The following is a 15,589-nucleotide window of genomic DNA, read 5'->3' as shown; positions in this document are numbered from 1 at the left end:
GGGATCCACCATGAAGAACCTGCTCGCTCCCGCGTCCCTCCAGTTCCTGGTGAAGAAAAACCAGGATGCCCGCTCGGCGGAGGAGCATGCCGCCGTTCTGGCCGAGCCGGGTTTCGGTAAACATTTCACCGATCACATGGTCGACATTTGTTGGAGCGAGAAGGGTGGCTGGCACCGCGCACGGGTGCAGCCTTACGGACCCATCGCGCTCGATCCGGCCGCAGCGGTGTTGCACTACGCCCAGGAGGTCTTCGAGGGGTTGAAGGCCTACCGCCATGCTGACGGCTCGGTTTGGTCTTTCCGCCCGGAGATGAACGCCGCTCGCATGCAGCGCTCGGCCCGTCGTCTTGCCCTGCCCGAGCTCCCCACCGAAGATTTCGTCGAGTCGCTCAGGCAGCTCATCGCCGTCGACGAGCGATGGGTGCCCTCCGCGCCCGAGACAAGCCTTTATCTGCGGCCGTTCATGTTCGCGAAGGAGGCGTTCCTCGGCGTGCGCCCGGCGGCCAAGGTCAATTACTACGTGATCGCCAGCCCCGCCGGCGCCTACTTCACTGGCGGCGTGAACCCGCTGTCTATCTGGGTGTCTACGAACTTCGCCCGCGCGGGCAGGGGCGGCATGGGTGCAGCCAAGACCGGCGGCAACTACGCGTCGTCTCTCGTTGCCCAGCAGGAGGCGTACGACCAGGGCTGCGCCCAGGTGCTGTTCCTCGACGCTGAGGAGGGTGTCTACATCGAGGAGCTCGGCGGCATGAACGTCGTTTTCGTCTACAAGGACGGCCGACTCGTGACTCCAGAGTCCCCGAGCATCCTCGAGGGCATCACCCTAGACTCGATTCTTCAGCTCGGTGTCGACCGCGGGCTCACGGTGGAGCGCCGCAGAGTGACCATCGACGAGATTCGTGAGGGCGTGGCATCCGGCGAGATCACGGAGATGTTCGCCTGCGGTACCGCCGCAGTCGTCACCCCGATCGCGCAGTTCAAGGCCGAGGGCTTCACTATCGGCGACGCGGATGCGCCAGCGGGCGAGCTCACCATGTCTCTGCGCGAAGAATTGACCGACATCCAGTACGGCCGCCGGGTAGACACCCACGGCTGGCTCACACGACTCGACAGCAAGGACCAGTAGTGAAGATCGCACGTTTCAGCACCGGGGGAGACCCTCGCTTCGGAATCGTGGATGGTGACTCGATCGTCGTTCTTAAGGGCGACCCGATGTTCGCCGGTTTCGACACCACGGATGAGCGGGTTCCCCTGTCGGAGACCAAGCTCCTTGCGCCGGTCATCCCGCGATCCAAGGTCGTCGCCGTCGGAAAGAATTACGTCGACCATGTGGCGGAGTTCGGCGGTGAGGTTCCGAAGGAGCCCCTGCTCTTCCTGAAGCCGAACACCTCGGTGATCGGCCCAGGGGATTCGATCGTGCTTCCGCACCAGAGCCACCGCGTCGATTTCGAGGGGGAGCTCGCGGTCGTGATTGGCAGCATCGCGCGCAATGTCGCCGAGGCTGACGCGGCCTCGGTCATTTTCGGCTACACCGTCGCGAACGATGTGACGGCTCGCGACCTGCAGAAGACCGATGGCCAGTGGGCGCGCGCCAAGGGCTTCGACACCTTCTGCCCGCTCGGGCCGGTCATCGAAACCGAGTTCGAGATCGCCGCCAACACAGTGACGTCGCGGCTCAACGGAGAGGTGCGCCAGGAGGCGCCCCTGACAGACATGGTGTTCTCCGTGCCGTTCATCATCGCGTACGTGTCTGCCGCGATGACCTTGCTGCCGGGCGATGTGATCCTGACCGGCACGCCCGCGGGAGTTGCCAAGATGGCGGGCGGCGATGTCATTGATATCGAGGTCTCTGGCATCGGCACCCTGAGCAATCCGGTTCGCGGCTGACGCCTCGCGCACCACTCCTCCACGGGCAGTGCCGCCGCGGCTAACTGTCCGGGCGGGGCATCCTAAATCGCAACGTATGGCGGGAAGCCATACGTTGCTGAAATGGAAGCTCCGACCCCAGATCCCCTCAGCCGTTCGAGCAGCGCGAACCGGATGGTGCGAACGACAGTGTTCTTCCCGGCATCGCTCGTTGCGGGTGTGCGTGCCGTCGCCAGCCTGCGGGGAACGACCTCGGCGGCGATCATCCGATCGGCCGTGGAGGCCGCCGTCGGGGGTCACCGGCCGCCACCCCGTGGAGGGTTCCTGTGATCCTCGACGCAAAGACGCTGGTCGAGTACTTTGACGCGGGAGCGGAAGGTCACTGGTCGGTGGCGGGAGAGATCGAGTTCGTTGCCGAATTCGAACAGCTCGTGGTCTCGCCGTTCGTCATCGCCGAACTGGAGCCTCTGGTCCGCGCGAAATTTAGTTTCGAGGGTTGGTGTGCCGTGCTGGAGGAACTCGCGGGAGGTGCGTGGACGATCGCGGTGGTCGACGCGGCGCACCTGGCAGCGATGCGGCAGCAGCTCGATACCCAGTGTGTTGACAGGAACACCAGCGCCGATGCATCCGCGGCTGTGCTCGCCGCCTCGTAGACTTGTAGGCGATGACTGCCTCATTCTCCACTGCCACCGGAGCCGACGTTCGCGTCAGGTTCTGCCCGTCACCCACCGGAACCCCGCATGTCGGGCTCATCCGCACTGCGCTGTTCAACTGGGCGTACGCGCGGCACACCGGCGGGAAGATGGTGTTCCGCATTGAAGACACCGACGCCGAGCGCGATAGCGAAGAGAGCTATCTGCAGCTGCTCGACGCGTTGCGCTGGCTTCACATCGACTGGGATGAGGGCATCGACGTCGGCGGGCCCAACGAGCCATACCGCCAGTCGCAGCGCACAGACATCTATCTCGACGTCATCGAGAAGCTCAAGGCCAGCGGTCACCTTTATGAGTCCTACGCCACGGGTGAGGAAATCGAGGCGCGCAATGTCGCGGCCGGTCGCGACCCGAAACAGGGCTACGACAACTTCGAGCGCGACCTGACCGCCGAGCAGAAGGCCGCGCATGTGGCCGAGGGGCGCCAGGCGGCGCTGCGCCTCAGGGTGCCAGACACCGACCTCAGCTTCGACGACCTGGTGCGGGGCGAGATCACGTTCCCCGCCGGCTCGTTCACCGACTTCGTGGTCGTCAGGCCCAACGGCGCACCGCTGTACACCTTCGTCAACCCGGTGGATGACGCGCTCATGGGTATCACGCACGTGCTGCGCGGTGAAGACCTGCTGTCGTCGACACCACGCCAGATCGCGCTGTACACGGCGCTCATCGAGATCGGCGTGGCTAGCGCCATCCCGCGCTTCGGTCACCTCCCGTACGTCATGGGGGAGGGCAACAAGAAGCTGTCGAAGCGTGACCCCGAGTCGAGCCTGTTCCACCACCGGGATCGCGGATTCATCCCCGAGGGGCTCATCAACTACCTCGCGCTGCTGGGCTGGTCGATTGCGGCCGACCGCGACGTGTTCTCGATCGACGAGATGGTTGCCGCATTCGACGTCACCGACGTGAATCCCAACCCGGCCAGGTTCGACGTGAAAAAAGCCGAATCCCTCAACGGAGACCAGATCCGGCTTCTCGAGGTGCACGAATTCGCGAAGCGTCTCGAGCCATACGTCGCGGACATGCTGAAAGACGACGGGGACCGCGCCATGCTGCTCGCCGCCGCTCCGCTCGTTCAGGAGCGCATGCAACTTTTGGGAGAGTCCCGCGAGCTCATGGCCTTCCTGTTCACGGCAGACGACGACCTCGAGTTCGCCGCAGACGCCATGCCCTCAGCAGACGGTGCCGAGGTGCTGGATGCCGCATCAGCAGTGCTGCCGGCGGTAGCGCCCTGGAACACCGAGAACATCGAGGCGGCCCTGCGCGCCGAACTTATCGAGACTCGAGGCATGAAGCCGAGAATCGCCTTCGGCCCGCTGCGCACCGCACTGTCGGGCCGCCGCATCAGCCCGCCGCTGTTCGAGTCGATGGAGCTCCTCGGTCGGGAGTCGACGCTCAGGCGCATCGAGAGGCTTCGCGAAGCACTGACGTGATGTACACGGAGTGCCCCGAGGTGCGCTAAAGTAGACAGTCGGCTCGACCTCGGTTGAGCCCTGTGGGGTATGGTGTAATTGGCAACACGGAAGATTCTGATTCTTTTGTTCTTGGTTCGAGTCCAGGTACCCCAGCTTTGAATGTAAGTAAACCCCGGTCATCCGGGGTTTTTTTATTTGACCAGAATTGGCCCCGCCAAATATAGACAGTAACACTATCGATAGTTTCACTATCCGTTATGAAGATGTCGGAGCTGAGCGAGCGCAGCGGTGTGAGCGTCGCATCCATCAAGTTTTATCAGCGGGAAGAACTGCTCCCGGAGCCGGAGCGATCGAGCCCGAATCAGGCGCGGTACGCCGCGAACCACGTCGACCGGCTGCGACTCATTCGGGCTCTCGTCGATGTTGGCGGGCTGTCGGTGGCCGCGGTGCGCAGGGTGCTCGCCGCTGCCGAGGCCGACATCCCACTGGACTGGGCGATGGGGGTGGCCCAGCACGCGATCCCCGGCTCCGTCGAGCTGCCCGATCAAGGCTCCCGAGGCGTAACCGAGATCGACAGCGTGAGCGCCAGCATGGGATGGATGGTGTCTCCGGACAACCCAGGACGGGCAATGGCAGCCCGCGTTCTCGACTCGTACCTCCAGCTCGACCACGAGGAGCTGCTGAGCGTGCTGCCGGAGTACTGCAGCGCAGCGGAGATCGTGGCCCGGGTGGACCTTGGCACGGTCGCCCTCCAGCCCAACCGCGCGCGCATGTCGGAGACGGTGGTCGTGGGCACGGTGCTGGGCGATTCGCTCTTTGCCGGGCTGCGGCGCATGGCGCAGGAAGACGCGGCCCACCGCCAGTTCTCGAGGGCTGAGTCGTGACCGGGCACCGCCCGCTGCTGTGGCTCGCCGCGGCGATGGGGCTGCTCGTGGTCGTTGCCGGCATCGGGGTGTTCGCAGACCCCCGCGAAGTGCTGGGCGCGCCGCTATGGGCCAAGCCGCTGAAGTTCGCGATATCCATTGCCATCTATGCGGTCACGTTGTCGTGGCTCATCGGACAGCTGCACAGGATGCGCCGGCTCGCCCACATCGCCGGCACTGTCAGCGTCGCCGGTCTCGTCGTCGAAATGATCATCATCGTCGGTGCCGCCGTGACCGGCGACACCAGCCACTTCAACGTCTCGACGCCAATTCACGCAGCGATGTGGTCGGTGATGGCGGTCTCAATCGTGGTGGTCTGGGTCATGACCCTCGTGGTCGCCGTTGCGTTGTTCCGCAACAAGCTCGGAGACCCCGCACGAACATTGGCGATCAGGGCCGGGGTCATCATCGCGCTGGTCGGCATGGGGCTCGCGTTCCTGATGACCAGCCCCACAGCGCAGCAACTCGACGACTTCCAGGGCGTCGCCGGGGCGCACGCGGTCGGGGTGGCCGACGGCAGGGCCGGGCTGTTCCTGCTCGGCTGGAGCACGGAGGCTGGCGACCTCCGCATCCCGCACTTCGTGGGCATGCACGCACTGCAGGTGTTGCCGATATTCCTGATCACGCTCGAGTTGCTGTCGCGCAGGATGCCACGGCTCTCCTCCCCGCAGGTGCGCCTGCGGCTGGTGCGCGTGGCCGTGGTCGCCTACGCGGCCACCGTCACGGTCGTGACCTGGCAGGCGCTGGCGGGCCAGTCGATCGTGGCACCCGCCGGGCCGATCCTGGTGGCGGGGGTGACCGTTACCGCAGCCACCGTGCTGCTGGCGGCAGCGGCGCTCGTCGCGCCCGTTCGGCAAGAGCTGCAGCGTCAGGGCTAGGCCCCACGATGCTGGATCATGGATGAATGCAGATTCGCCCAGCGACAGACTCCGACCTCGACGCCATCCTCGAGATCCACAACCGTGCGATCCGGGAGACGACCGCGATCTGGACCGACGTGGAGGTCGACCGCCGCGACCGTGAGCTGTGGCTGGCTGCGCGGCACGCTGCCGGTCATCCCGTCATCGTGGCCGAGATCGGGGGAGAGCTCGCCGGCTACGCGTCCTACGGTTCGTGGCGCGAGAAGACCGGGTACCGCTACACGGTCGAAAACTCCGTGTACGTCGCCGACGGCTTCCAGCGGCAGGGCGTAGCGCGTGCGCTGATGATCGAGCTCATCCGCCTCGCCCGTGAGCGTGGCATCCACGTCATGGTTGCTGCCATCGAGGCGGGAAATGCCGGGTCGATCGCGCTTCACCAGTCGCTCGGCTTTGGCGAGCCGATGGTCGTCACGGAGGTTGGCCGCAAGTTCGACCGCTGGCTCGATCTGGCGTTCATGCGGCTCCCGCTGTAGTTGCGGCCCCGCTAGAGGTCGAGCGACTCTCCGAGAGCCAGGGGCAGGTATTCGCCGCCACCGCGCGCGGTAGCCCACTCGATCCTGGGGCCGTAGGTCGAAACGCCGATCTTCGAAAGCAAAGCCTCATGCACCGGGAACGCGCGTTTCGGCGCCACCTGCATCACGTAGTCCATGACCTCGCTGACCTTCAGCCAGGGCGCGTTGATGGGCACCGCGAGGGTGTCGACCGGCCCTGGGGGCAGGGTGAACGAGTCTCCGGCGTAGTAGAAGTTGTCGTCGACGAGCACCGCGACGTTGTCAATCACCGGAATCGACTCGTGGATGACCGCGTGCTTGTCCCCGAAAAACTTCAGCGAGAACTGGCCGATGTCCAACTCGTCGCCCTCCGCGACGGCCTCGATGGTCACGTCGTCGTCTTTCGCGGCCGCGACCACTCCAGCCGGACCGAGGATGCGTGCGTCAGGGTTCTTCACCAGGATGCGCTTCAGGTGCTCCGGGGTCCAGTGGTCGGGGTGCTCGTGGGTGATCACGATGGCAACGACCCCGGTCACATCGGTCAGGGGAGTCGTATACGCACCGGGGTCGATGATGAGCGACGAACTGCTCTTCTGAACGACCATGCATGCGTGCTCGTACTTCGTGATCTTCATACCTCGACACTATTGCTCACGGGATTCAACGACTGGGGGTTGACCTTGGCTGCGGCATACTTGCCGTGTGACGATGAAGCCGCTCCGCCTCGTAGTGGCGATCAACCCGACCGCCTCGTTCGGTAAGGGCAAAAACGTGGGGCCCGCCGTCGTGCAGGCCCTGCGTGCACTGGGTCATGACCTGACCGTCCTTCAGGAGCCGGACTTCGAGCAACTCGCCGCCGCGGGCCGTACGGCGCTGGCGGCCAGGCCCGACGCCTTCATCGTCGTGGGCGGGGACGGCATGGTCAGCCTCGGCGTCAACCTGCTCGCGACGACGGAGATCCCGCTGGGGATCGTGCCGTCCGGCACCGGCAACGACATGGCGCGCGGCCTCGGGATTCCGCACGAGAACACCGAAGCTGCGATCGGGATGCTCGCCGAACTGCTGCAGGGCGCACCGCGCACGATCGACGCCGGACGCGTGAGCTTCATCGACGACAAGTCTTCGCGCGCATCCACGCGCTGGTTCGCCGGCACCGTCTCGGCCGGCTTCGACGCCGTGGTCAACGAGCGAGCCAACCGGATGCGGCACCCCAAGGGTGCCAGCCGCTACACGATCGCCATCGGGCTGGAGCTGCTGAGGCTCAAGCCCATCCCATATCGACTCGTTGTTGACGGCGAAGTGCTGGAGACGAAAGCCATGCTGGTGAGCGTCGGCAACAATGTGTCGCTGGGCGGCGGCATGAAGGTCACCCCAGCCGCGAAGGTCGACGACGGCGAACTCGACATACTGGTCGTGCAGCCACTGTCACGCATCGCGTTCCTGCGGATCTTCCCGCGGGTGTTCAAGGGCACCCACGTCAGCGACCCGCGAGTGGCGATCTACCGGGCCAGAGAAATCAGGATCGAATCGGATGTCGCGGTCGTATATGCGGACGGCGAGCGCATCGGTCCGGCCCCCGTCGACGTGACGGTGGTACCGGGAGCGCTGAGGATTTTCGCGCCGGCGTGACTCGTTTTGGGAGTCGGGCCAATCGTGTGGCATACTCTTGTAGTTGTCGCGACGGCCCCATCGTATAGCGGCCTAGTACGCTGCCCTCTCACGGCGGTAACACGGGTTCGAATCCCGTTGGGGTCACAACAGCCCGGACTCCAGTTCAACACTGGGGTCCGGGCCATTTTTTTTGCGTCGGGGAGTTGTGCCCGGCTAGCTGCGGGGCTGCGCGACCGTCAGTCGCGACGTGGCCAGGCGCTCAGCGGCATCCAGCGTGGTGGTGCCGTGCGTGGCAGCAGCGCGGAAGATCGCGGCGACGGTGTCGCCGATCGCGGCGACCCGACGCGAGATCGCATCGGCGTCGGCATCGGGCTGGGTTGCCAGGTCGAGGTAGATCACTCCGCCGCCGTTGACCACGAAATCAGGCGCCCACAGGATGCCCCGCTCGGCCAGCGCGGCAGCGCCGTCGTGGCGGGCGAGCTGGTTGTTCGCGGCGCCCACGACACCCCTGACGTTGAGCTCGTCGATGACCTGCGGGCTCAGCGCGCCGCCCAGACCGCACGGAACGTACAGGTCGGCCACAACGCGGTGCGCCTCGTCGGCACTGACCCAGTCGGCGCCCAATTCCGCGGCCAACAACTTGCGCTCGAGATTCACGTCGCTCACCGTCAGCTGCGCGCCGGCCGCGGCCAATGAACGCGCGAGGCGACCACCAACCTGGCCCAGCCCCGAGATGACGATCCGCCGCCCGGCGAGGTCCCGTGAGCCGAACAGTGCCTCGACCGTGGCGACGATGCTGGCGTACACGCCTGCGGATGTCGCATCCGCCGGCTCGCCAACACCACCCTGGTTGGTGGGAAGGCCGCACACGTGCGCGGTGCGCTCGGCGACGACGGCCATCAGTTCAGCGGTCGTTCCCACGTCTTCGGCCGTCATGTAGGCGCCGCCCAGGCTTTCGATGGCGTCGCCCAGGTCGAGCATGGCGTCACGTTTTTCGGCGTCGGTGAGGGTCACGCCCATCGGCAGGTGGATGACCGACTTGCCGCCGCCGCGATTGAGCCCGGCAGCGGAATTCTTGAGCGTCATGGCCGCGGACAGGCGCAGGGCGTCGGCAACAGCATCCGTCCAGTGTGGGTAGTTCCACATTCGAGCGCCACCCAGGGCCTGGCCGAGAACCGTGGAATGGACGGCGACGGTGATGATCAAGCCAGAACGCCGGCCGGTCGAGATGAGCACGTTTTCGTGGCTGAACTCGGCATTGGCGATCGCGGCTGATGGGGCATCCAGCATCGTAGATGGGTGCGGGGTCATGATGTTCTCCTGAGACTTGGCCTTGTGGGCGAAACAGCGTTGCTTGTCGTGCTGGCGCGAGGGTGGTGCGCCAGAGGTCAGCGTATCGCCGTACGCTCCGCAGCGCAGCCTGTCTTCGGTGCGATCGTCGTCGGGTTATGGTCGAACGATGAGCCACGATGTGCCGGACGCAACGCCCGCCCCCGACCGATTTCTCAGCGCCGCGGGGCTGCAGTTCGTCACCGAGTATCACCTGGCTACGCTCTCGACGCTTTCCGCCGACGGCACCATCCATGCGGTGCCGGTGGGCTTCACGTATGAGGCGGGAATCGCGCGGGTGATCACGAGCGGTGGTTCGCAGAAGGTGCTGAACGCGGTTCGTGGAGGCATCGCGACCATCAGCCAGGTGGATCGCGCCACGTGGCTGACGCTCAGCGGCACCGTGAGCATCCACGATGATGCCGAGACCGTCGCTGACGCTGTGCAGCGCTATGCCGTGCGCTATCGGCAGCCGCGCGTCAACCCGCTGCGGGTGGCCATGCTGGTCACAGTGACCAAGTCGATGGGATCAGCACAGCTGCTCGTGCCGAAAACGCCCTAGATCCGCATTCTCTCCGGCTATGATTGGCAACGCGAAGGGGAGTATCCCACCTCGTTGAGCCCGTCAATACGGTCTGCATCGTTGCAGGCCCGGGCCAGCGGCATCCATCTCACGAATCCGTGACGAAGGCTGCGGGAGAGACTTTCGGCTAATGCCGTACCCACACTCCCCGAATGGATCTCCATGGAAGCCGCCCTCCCCGTCTGGTTCGAAGTCACCTCTTACGTGGTTCTGCTGGCAATTCTCGCGTTCGACCTGATCATCGCGTACCGCCGGCCGCACGTACCCTCAACGAAAGAGTCGGCTCTGTGGGTGAGCTTCTATGTCGGGCTCGCGCTGGTCTTCGCCCTGCTCATGCTCTGGCAGGGCTCGGTAGATCACGCTGCTGAATTCATCGCCGGTTGGGTGACCGAATACAGCCTCAGCATCGACAATCTCTTCGTATTCGTCATCATCATGGCCCGCTTCTCGGTCCCGAGGAAGTACCAGCAGGAAGTGCTGATGGTCGGCATCCTCATCGCTCTCGCGCTGCGAGGGTTGTTCATCCTGGCCGGGGCCGCACTGATCGAGAACTTCAGCTTCATCTTCTACCTGTTCGGCATCTTCCTCATCTACACGGCCGTGCAGCAGGCCCGGCAGAAGCACGATGACATGGAGGAGGAAGAGAACAGGATCATCAAGTTCCTGCGCAGGCGCATCCCGATCTCCGATGTCTACAACGGTGGGAAGCTGCGCGCGAACATCGACGGCAAACGCGTGTTCACGCCGATTCTGGTTGTCTTTGTCGCCCTCGGCATCACCGACCTGGTGTTCGCGCTCGACTCGATTCCCGCCATCTTCGGCATCACGACAGACCCGTTCATCGTGTTCACCGCCAACATCTTCGCGCTCATGGGTCTTCGCCAGCTCTACTTCCTGCTCGGCGACCTCATCGACAAGCTCGAATACCTGCACTATGGCATCGCGTTCATCCTCGGGTTCATCGGCGTGAAACTGTTCCTGCACGCCCTCCACGAGAACGAGCTGCCGTTCATCAACGGTGGGCAGCACGTCGAGTGGGCTCCCGAGATTTCGACGTGGACGTCACTGGCGGTCATCCTGGCGTCGATGACGATCGCGGTCGTCGCGAGCCTCGTGAAGATCCGGGTCGACACGCGGCGCGAGGGCGCCTCGATCGAGAAGTAGCCGCACCCACCGCGCGCGCGACCGCTGCCGTTCGGCGCGACCGCGGGTGTGCGCACTCGCGCGCTCGCGCCGAACCGCAGCGCTCGGCATGGGCACCGGTACCCATGCCGACGGGCGCGAGACGGCCGCGAGATTGGTACCGTGAGTTACCTGCGTCCGGACAGTGATGCGGGAACCCAGGGAGAGCGGATGTCGGTCGAGGTCACGCGCGAATTCGCGCTGCCGGGCGTCACCGTGCGGTTCCGGTACTCGGGGCACTCCGACCGGGGGGCCGTTCGACGGATCAACGAGGACAGCTTCCTGATGTCAGCTCCACTCTTCGTGGTCGCCGACGGGATGGGCGGCCACGCTTTCGGCGACCGGGCGAGTCAGGCAGCCATCACGACGTTCGCCGATTCCCTGAACGGTGAAGCACCGGCCAGCGCCCCGGCCATTCTGGGGCTGATCCGGCAGGCCAACGACTCGGTGCTGTCGCTGTCAGCGGACAGCGACGACGGCGCTCTGTCGGGCACCACGTTGACCGGAATCGCCTTCGTCGACCTGGACTCGGCGGGCAACTATCACTGGATGGCGTTCAACGTCGGCGACTCACGTTCTTACAGCTGGGACGGCCGCACGCTCAGCCAGCTGAGTGTGGATCATTCGGCGGTGCAGGAGCTGATCGACTCGGGCGCGCTGACAAAGGCGGAGGCCGAGCGGCATCCACACCGCAACGTCGTCACGAGGGCGCTGGGCGCCGACGACACCGTGGATGCCGACATCTGGCTCATGCCGGTTCGGGCACGGCAGACCTTCTTGTTGTGTTCTGACGGGCTGACCAAAGAACTCGGCGACGATGAGATCGCTCGCATCATCGTCTTCCACGACGCCGAACAGCTTCGTGACACCGACAAACCGCCTCTGACACTTGCCGAAAGACTCGTCAACGCAGCGATTGCTGCCGGCGGTTCAGACAACATCACCGTCGTGGTCGTCGAATCGGAATTGATCGGCGTAGGCACTCCACGCGACGACGACGATACGCTCGAGCGTGGCGCTCTTTCCGCGCTGCTCGAAGACACCAGGCCGAGGGGCTAGCAGGATGACCTTTTCCGTTCGGCCATCGGGGGATGGCGGTTGGCTCGCTTTTGCCTCGGGACCCAGGCTTTTGGTTACGCCCGTGGCCAGCGACGGTTTCGTGGATGCCGCGTGGGCGGCGATCGGCGCGGCCGACGGTTTCCGGCTGAGCCTCGACCTGCTCACGAACAACGGGCTGGCCGCAACACCGCCGTTCGTGCTCGTGGAGTGGAGTGAGGGTGCCGATGCCCGCATCATCCTCCGTGGTGACGCGCCTCTGGCGGTGACGGATGCCTCGGGAAGCGAGTCGCTGTCGGCCTCGGGCGTCTCGACCTGGGTCGAACGCAGCATCCCCGGCGTCACTGCCATCCGTTTTAGCGTGCCGGCGGCAACGCCCGTGGGCACCGCGACCCTGCCGCTGATCGTCGGAGTTGCGCTCGTGGCTGAGGCATCAGTCGGGGCGGCCGTGGCCACGAAGCCCGTCGAGGTGGATGTCGAGGAGACGGTGCGCGAGGCGCCGGATGCCGAGTCGTCGCCCTCCCCGGTTGAGGATTCGGTTGCGGGCGACACGATGTATCGCTCGGGTGCCGACGCGGTCGCGCCCGAACCGGTGGCGGCCGAGACGGACGAAGTTCCGGTCGTGGATGATGCCCTGCACGACGGCGAGACAGTGCTCACATCGGACATCGCGAAGATGCGGGGCAAGCGTCGCCCGGCGGCTGGCACGGTTGCGAACGACGTCGCTCCCGCTCAACGGCTGGTGCTCGCCATCTCGACGACGGGTGCCAGGGAGGCTCTGACGCAGCCGCTCCTGATCGGTCGCAGCCCCAGTGTCAGCAAGATTTCGAGTGGCCATGTTCCCCGCCTGCTCATCGTCGGCACTCCAGAACAGGACATCTCGCGAAACCATGTTCAGGTGAGCCTCGAAGGTGACACGGTGGTGGTCACCGACCTCCATTCCCGCAACGGGACCATGGTGGAGCTGCCCGGCAAGTCTCCCCAGAAGCTGCGCGCGGGCGAACCGACCTCGGTCATCCTCGGCACCGTCATCGACCTGGGCAGCGGAGTCACACTGACGGTCGAAGAGAGCGGCGAATGAAGCGGCCGCCCTCCACTCCTCCGGAGCTTCCCGGGTACACCTTCGTCAAGCTGCTGGGTTCCGGCGGATTCTCTGACGTCTTCCTTTACGACCAGCAGTTGCCGAGGCGTCGCGTTGCGGTGAAGGTGCTGCTCACCGAGGACATCACCGACGCGAGCCGGGATGCCCTCGTCGCCGAAGCGAACCTGATGGCGCAGTTGTCTGCGCATCCGTACATCGTCACGATTTATCAGGCGGATGTCTCCTCGGATGCTCGCCCCTACTTCGTGATGGAGTACTGCTCGGGCCCGAGCCTCGCCGAGCGCTACAAGACCGAGACCTTCGCGGTCGAGGATGCTCTGCGCACCGGTGTGCGCCTGTCGAGCGCGGTTGCCACGGCTCATGCCGCCGGCATCCTGCATCGCGACATCAAGCCGGCCAATGTGCTCAGCAACGACTACGGTTGGCCAGCACTCACCGACTTCGGCATCTCGTCGGCGCTCGAGGACGAGCTTCCGCTGCACACGACGACCCTCGCGGCGGCGCTGAACGACACCGGCGCATCGAGCGGCACGAGCCCGTCGGTGGGGATGAGTGTTCCGTGGTCTCCGCCCGAGATGTTCGAGGACGACCCGATGCCCGACGTTCGCAGCGATGTCTTCTCCCTCGCCGCCACCGTCTACACGATCCTCGCCGGTCAGACGCCGTTCGAGGTGCGAGGTCGCTCTAACGGAACACTCGACCTGATCGGCCGCATCGAACGGGGCGCGATCACGCCGATGAGCCGCAGCGACATTCCGCGATCCCTGTTGGCGGTGCTCAACAAGGGGATGGCGAGCGATCGCGCGGATCGCTTCGCCACGGCCGTCGACTTCGCGCGGGCGCTGCAGCGCGTCGAACTGGAGCTGGGCTACGCGGCGACCGCGATCGACGTGCCAAACCTGTTCGTTGCCGCACCCGATCGCAACGACGGCGGCGACGACGAAAACGAGACACGAGTGCGCGCTGTCGCCACCATCGACGCTCAACCGGCCGTTTCCGCCCCCACCATCGTGACCGACGAGCCGGACGCCGCGGATGCCACAGTGGCGCGCGGCGCGAGGAATGTTGTTGCCCAGCCCGCCACCGATCGTGCTCGCCCGGCCGAGGTTCTCGGCGAGACGATCGTGCGTCGCCGCGACCCGGTCCAGCCGCAGCCGGCAACTTCTCAGCAGCAGGCTCCCGACGTGCCGCCGGGCGCGCCAGCCGGGCGAAAACTTGCCGGATGGATCATCGGTGGGCTCGCCGCCGTCGTTGCCGTCGGGGTCGTTGTTGCCGTCATCGTGGGCGGGGTGGCAACGGGCGGCAGCGCCGATCCGACTCCGACCGCGTCCCAGCCTCCGGTCGTGGTCGCAAGCATCCCGACCCCGCAGATCGCGGGGCCGCCGGTTGCCGATGGCTCCACCGTCACCTTCCTGTTCACCAACCCCGACCCGGTGGAGGGCGACGCTTTCTTCTGGCAGATCAGCAACCGCACAGGCGACGAGCCAGTTCGCAAGGCCGAAGGCAACGCCGTCGTCATCACCGACTACGCACCGGGCTCAACGGTCTGTGTCACTGTCAGCATCTCGCGCGCCGGGAAGCTGTCTGCCAACCCCTACGAGACCTGCTATCCGGCATGAGTGCTCCCGTGAAAGCTGACGCTCCTGTGGGCCCACTCAAGATCGAGTTCTGTGGCGAGTGGTACGAGGTGGCGCACCCGAACGACTTCCACATCGGGCGTGAATCGGATCTCGTCATCGACGACAACCCGTACCTGCATCGCCGGTTCCTGCGCATCTACGAAGACTTCGGCATGTGGTGGCTGGCGAACGTGGGAACCCTGCTCTCGGCCACGGTGACGGATGCCACAGGTCAGGTCCAGGCATGGCTCGCGCCGGGCGCCCGGTTGCCGATCGTGTTCCCGCAGATGCAGGTGCTGTTCAGCGCTGGTTCGACGACCTACGAGTTCACGGTCTATTCACCGCAGGACTATTTCAACACCTCGGCAGCCAACGCCGGTGGGGGTGGCGAGACGACGATGGCGCCGGTCGCGCTAACGACGACTCAGCGACTCCTCGTCGTCTCCCTTGCCGAGCAGATTCTGCGACAGGATTCGCCGGGGCGCGGCGAGATTCCGACATCGGCCGAGGCGGCGGCCCGCCTGCACTGGTCGATGACCACCTTCAACCGAAAACTCGACAACGTCTGCGACAAGCTCGACAAGATAGGCGTGCGCGGCCTTCGTGGCGGCAAAGGCAACCTGGCGACCAACCGACGGCTGCGGCTGGTCGAGTACGCGGTTGCCACCCACCTCGTCGGCAAGGAAGATCTCTTCCTCCTGGAGCGCAACGACCGCGAGCACACCGCGGCGCTGCCCCTCGAAGATGGGTAGCGCTGCCCATGCCTGCCCCGGTCGGAGCGG

At 65.4% G+C, this 15,589-nt stretch carries 17 protein-coding genes and 2 tRNA genes; 17 read left to right on the top strand and 2 right to left on the bottom strand.

Annotated elements, in window-relative coordinates:
* Nucleotides 1-10: 10 nt before the first annotated feature.
* The 9 genes from QMG83_RS11245 (at nt 11) to QMG83_RS11205 (ending at nt 6,307) form a co-directional block, all read left to right on the top strand.
* Entirely contained in the window at nt 11-1,126 is a 1,116-nt protein-coding gene (locus QMG83_RS11245) for a branched-chain amino acid aminotransferase (RefSeq protein WP_283505445.1), read from the top strand.
* A complete protein-coding gene (locus QMG83_RS11240) occupies nt 1,126-1,887 on the top strand; it encodes a fumarylacetoacetate hydrolase family protein (protein ID WP_283505444.1) in 762 nt (253 codons plus the stop codon). Before QMG83_RS11245 ends, QMG83_RS11240 begins: the two co-directional genes overlap by 1 nt.
* Before the next feature lie 102 nt (nt 1,888-1,989).
* The gene (locus tag QMG83_RS11235; RefSeq protein WP_283505443.1) at nt 1,990-2,196 is read left to right on the top strand and encodes a hypothetical protein; all 207 of its coding nucleotides are present in this window, start codon (nt 1,990-1,992) and stop codon (nt 2,194-2,196) included.
* Nucleotides 2,193-2,519, top strand: coding sequence for a PIN domain-containing protein (locus tag QMG83_RS11230; RefSeq protein ID WP_283505442.1), 327 nt, complete (start codon nt 2,193-2,195; stop codon nt 2,517-2,519). Before QMG83_RS11235 ends, QMG83_RS11230 begins: the two co-directional genes overlap by 4 nt.
* An 11-nt stretch (nt 2,520-2,530) precedes the next feature.
* Complete coding sequence (gene gltX / locus QMG83_RS11225; protein WP_283505441.1) at nt 2,531-4,009, top strand: glutamate--tRNA ligase; 1,479 nt, start codon at nt 2,531-2,533, stop codon at nt 4,007-4,009.
* Between the two features lie 63 nt (nt 4,010-4,072).
* Nucleotides 4,073-4,144 (top strand) — tRNA-Gln (locus tag QMG83_RS11220).
* A 104-nt stretch (nt 4,145-4,248) separates the two neighbouring features.
* Entirely contained in the window at nt 4,249-4,875 is a 627-nt protein-coding gene (locus tag QMG83_RS11215) for a MerR family transcriptional regulator (protein ID WP_283505440.1), read from the top strand.
* Nucleotides 4,872-5,792, top strand: coding sequence for a hypothetical protein (locus QMG83_RS11210; protein ID WP_283505439.1), 921 nt, complete (start codon nt 4,872-4,874; stop codon nt 5,790-5,792). The genes QMG83_RS11215 and QMG83_RS11210 overlap by 4 nt, the downstream gene beginning before the upstream one ends.
* A gap of 26 nt (nt 5,793-5,818) precedes the next feature.
* Complete coding sequence (locus QMG83_RS11205) at nt 5,819-6,307, top strand: GNAT family N-acetyltransferase (RefSeq protein WP_283505438.1); 489 nt, start codon at nt 5,819-5,821, stop codon at nt 6,305-6,307.
* 11 nt (nt 6,308-6,318) lie between these two features.
* On the opposite strand, the gene QMG83_RS11200 is transcribed toward QMG83_RS11205, so the two are convergent.
* Nucleotides 6,319-6,960 carry an MBL fold metallo-hydrolase gene (locus QMG83_RS11200; RefSeq protein WP_283505437.1) on the bottom strand — a complete coding sequence of 214 codons (642 nt, stop codon included), beginning with the start codon at nt 6,958-6,960 and terminating at the stop codon, nt 6,319-6,321.
* A 73-nt stretch (nt 6,961-7,033) separates the two neighbouring features.
* Here QMG83_RS11200 and QMG83_RS11195 point away from each other — a divergent pair, with 73 nt between their 5' ends.
* Both QMG83_RS11195 and QMG83_RS11190 read left to right on the top strand, forming a co-directional pair.
* On the top strand, nt 7,034-7,954 hold the full coding sequence (locus QMG83_RS11195) for a diacylglycerol/lipid kinase family protein (protein ID WP_283505569.1): 921 nt from the start codon (nt 7,034-7,036) through the stop codon (nt 7,952-7,954).
* Between the two features lie 53 nt (nt 7,955-8,007).
* Nucleotides 8,008-8,080, top strand: a tRNA-Glu gene (locus QMG83_RS11190).
* Nucleotides 8,081-8,149: 69 nt separating this feature from the next.
* Here the strand turns inward: QMG83_RS11190 and QMG83_RS11185 are convergent.
* On the bottom strand, nt 8,150-9,247 hold the full coding sequence (locus QMG83_RS11185) for a Glu/Leu/Phe/Val dehydrogenase family protein (RefSeq protein ID WP_283505436.1): 1,098 nt from the start codon (nt 9,245-9,247) through the stop codon (nt 8,150-8,152).
* Nucleotides 9,248-9,395: 148 nt separating this feature from the next.
* Here QMG83_RS11185 and QMG83_RS11180 point away from each other — a divergent pair, with 148 nt between their 5' ends.
* The 6 genes from QMG83_RS11180 to QMG83_RS11155 all read left to right on the top strand — a co-directional run bounded on the left by QMG83_RS11180 (nt 9,396) and on the right by QMG83_RS11155 (nt 15,559).
* The gene (locus QMG83_RS11180; protein WP_283505435.1) at nt 9,396-9,827 is read left to right on the top strand and encodes a pyridoxamine 5'-phosphate oxidase family protein; all 432 of its coding nucleotides are present in this window, start codon (nt 9,396-9,398) and stop codon (nt 9,825-9,827) included.
* A gap of 183 nt (nt 9,828-10,010) precedes the next feature.
* On the top strand, nt 10,011-11,012 hold the full coding sequence (locus QMG83_RS11175) for a TerC family protein (RefSeq protein WP_283505434.1): 1,002 nt from the start codon (nt 10,011-10,013) through the stop codon (nt 11,010-11,012).
* A 141-nt stretch (nt 11,013-11,153) separates the two neighbouring features.
* Nucleotides 11,154-12,089: a PP2C family protein-serine/threonine phosphatase gene (locus QMG83_RS11170; RefSeq protein ID WP_283505433.1), complete on the top strand. Its 936-nt coding sequence runs from the start codon at nt 11,154-11,156 to the stop codon at nt 12,087-12,089.
* A gap of 82 nt (nt 12,090-12,171) precedes the next feature.
* Nucleotides 12,172-13,167, top strand: a complete 996-nt coding sequence (locus QMG83_RS11165; protein ID WP_283505432.1) for an FHA domain-containing protein — start codon at nt 12,172-12,174, stop codon at nt 13,165-13,167.
* Nucleotides 13,164-14,807, top strand: coding sequence for a serine/threonine-protein kinase (locus QMG83_RS11160; RefSeq protein WP_283505431.1), 1,644 nt, complete (start codon nt 13,164-13,166; stop codon nt 14,805-14,807). The genes QMG83_RS11165 and QMG83_RS11160 overlap by 4 nt, the downstream gene beginning before the upstream one ends.
* Before the next feature lie 26 nt (nt 14,808-14,833).
* Nucleotides 14,834-15,559 (top strand): hypothetical protein, encoded by a 726-nt coding sequence (locus QMG83_RS11155; RefSeq protein WP_283505430.1) that lies wholly within the window; start codon nt 14,834-14,836, stop codon nt 15,557-15,559.
* Nucleotides 15,560-15,589 lie beyond the last annotated feature (30 nt).

This window comes from Salinibacterium sp. G-O1, from assembly GCF_030063305.1.
GTDB lineage: Bacteria > Actinomycetota > Actinomycetes > Actinomycetales > Microbacteriaceae > Rhodoglobus.
This window is presented reverse-complemented; position numbering and strand designations above follow the sequence as displayed.